General features: G+C 47.9%; 2 protein-coding genes. One reads left to right on the top strand and one right to left on the bottom strand.

Features of this window, described 5'->3' with window-relative positions; genetic code table 11:
* The coding region (locus H6F93_RS07910) for an IS4 family transposase (protein WP_190679994.1) at nt 1-1,024 on the bottom strand (1,024 nt) is incomplete at its 3' end.
* A gap of 249 nt (nt 1,025-1,273) precedes the next feature.
* Here H6F93_RS07910 and H6F93_RS07905 point away from each other — a divergent pair.
* The coding region (locus tag H6F93_RS07905; protein ID WP_190679993.1) for a P-loop domain-containing protein at nt 1,274-2,304 on the top strand (1,031 nt) is incomplete at its 3' end.

Here is a 2,304-nt window from a genome sequence, read left to right as displayed (position 1 = left end):
TGACCCAGCTAAAGGCATACAAACCCGTATAAAAATTGCTATGTTTAGGGTGGCTTCGCTGCGATTGGGAGGGACGAGCAATGTAATGAGCCAGCCCTCGTTGACGCAGTTTTTGTCCGACAAAGGTTGCTGACCCATAGGCTAAAGTCATGACTAAAAGTAAGGCGATTAAGCGAGTGCCTTTAAGTCCTGTTCCTTCCAGATGATAACCGCCCCTTTTGCAATCTCTCAGCATTTGCTCAATGCCCATGCGATTTGCATAAGCCCGAGTTGCAGCTTGGAGGGAGGACAAATTGGTTAACAAGAACCACCCTTCTTTGGCAACTTTGCCTCGGTATTTGCCTCGCCAACAGGCTGCCACTTGAAAGCCACCGACTTGATGGGTTTTAGTCACATTTACGCCGCGAAAAAATGTCTGCATTCCGGGTTTCAACCCCAGCTGTTTGAGTTGCTGCCAATCCCCATTGAATTGTTGCAAGTATTCGTGGCACCGTAAGCGTAAACAACAATAGACCCCTTGACATTTCAGCCATCGCGCCAGTTTGACTGCACAAAACTCGCGGTCGCCTAGGACTACCACTTTGTACTCCTTCAGGGGTCGCAACGCCTTGAGTAACAACTTCTTTTGCTCCTTAAAGTTGCTGCTTCCCAGATGTGACAGTTCTATCCAGTAGATGGGAATGGCTCGTCTTTGTTCTACCCAACTGAGCACTAACAAATTCGTCTGCTTCCATTGCGTTCGGTCTAAGGCAACATACACTCTGGCACCTGGTGCATAAGTTTGGTGTAACTGCTCCACGAGAATCGGATGCCAGAGGTCCTCAAAGCTCAACTCGCTCAAACTCAAAAAGCGTTTTAGCTTGCGACGACGGCTTTCGGTTTGAATGGGTATCGGCAGATTAGCTACGAGGAATTCAAGCTTGATGGTTTTGAGGGCTTGTAAGAGTTGAATCACCAGCAGGAGTAGGAGAAATTGAGCTGGACTGAGGCAAGAACGTAGATGAGTTTGGTAGAATTCAGGCATCTTTATGGTGGAAGGTCTTCTCAACAAGCGGGAACCTTTCCTTCTTGTCCTATTCTCCCTCAACTCCCTTTCACCTCTGCCTTAGAGCCTCCTCTGTCCCCCCACCAGCTTGATGGGAGAACCAGGCGTAGGGGAAAGTGCGATCGCCTCCCTCAAAAAACAATCTTTTAAGCAGTGCGATCGCCACTTAAAAAATCTCCCAAAAATACTTTCTTTCAGCGTCTATAACTACTCTCAAAATGGGCACTTATGACTACTTCCTGCACGACCCGTCTCTCTATCATTGATTTTACCCACGACATAGAACGCTTTACCGAGGGGTTCACGGGACGAGAGTGGCTCTTGGCACAGATTAATAATTGGCTAACACAAACAGAAGAGCGATTCTTTGTCTTGACGGGTGAACCTGGAGTGGGGAAGAGTGCGATCGCCGCTCATCTGATTCAAACCCGCAAAGATATTGTTGCTTACCACTTTTGTCGAACTGGGGATGCAGAAACAGCTAGACCAGGGCGAATTTTGCGATCGCTAGCCGCTCAGTTAGGAAAAACTTTGCCGCATTATGACTTGGCATTGATCAATACAATCAAGCCGGTTCACTTAGAAGCAGAGGTCAAGATCCAGGTTGAGTCACAGACCGATAGCGAGATTACTGAGGTTGATATTGCAAGCCTGAAGAGCAGTGATCCTGAGAACGAGCTAGATATCTTGATTCGAGCACCGTTAGCAGTATTACCTGGGATTTATGCCAAACGTCAGGAGACACTTCCAACACCAGCGATCTTCGTGATTGATGCTTTGGGTACGGCAGTTGCCATGACAGAGGGCAATGATGACGATGAAAACATCGTGACGCTGTTGGGCGCTTTGTCTCAGTCCGAAGGCTTGCCTAGCTGGGTGCGGTTCATTCTGACCTCGCGTCCCGATCGTCGAGTGCTGCGGGAGTTCGATTCACGGATGGTGCACAAGCTGGAGGAGACGTCAGAGCAGAGTTTAGCAGATATCTGGCAGTATGTGGAACGTCGAGTTAAGCAGAGTTCTCTTCGGAGTCAAGTAGATGCAGCAGAGATATCCTCTAAAGCTCTGGTGAATGAACTAATCCAACGTTCGACGGGCAATTTTTTGTATACCAAGCTGGTGTTGGATGAGTTGGAAGCTGGGCAATACTCACTTGATAACCTATCAGTTCTTCCTAAAAACCTGAAAGAAATTTACCAGGGATTCTTCGCGCAGTTTACAGAGGATGAATGGCAGAAGGAGTACAAGCCCATTTTGAAGGT

The organism is Leptolyngbya sp. FACHB-671, assembly GCF_014695745.1.
Lineage (GTDB): Bacteria > Cyanobacteriota > Cyanobacteriia > Elainellales > Elainellaceae > JAAUTN01.
Note: the sequence above shows the minus strand (reverse complement) of the source record. Positions and strands in the feature narration are given on the sequence as shown.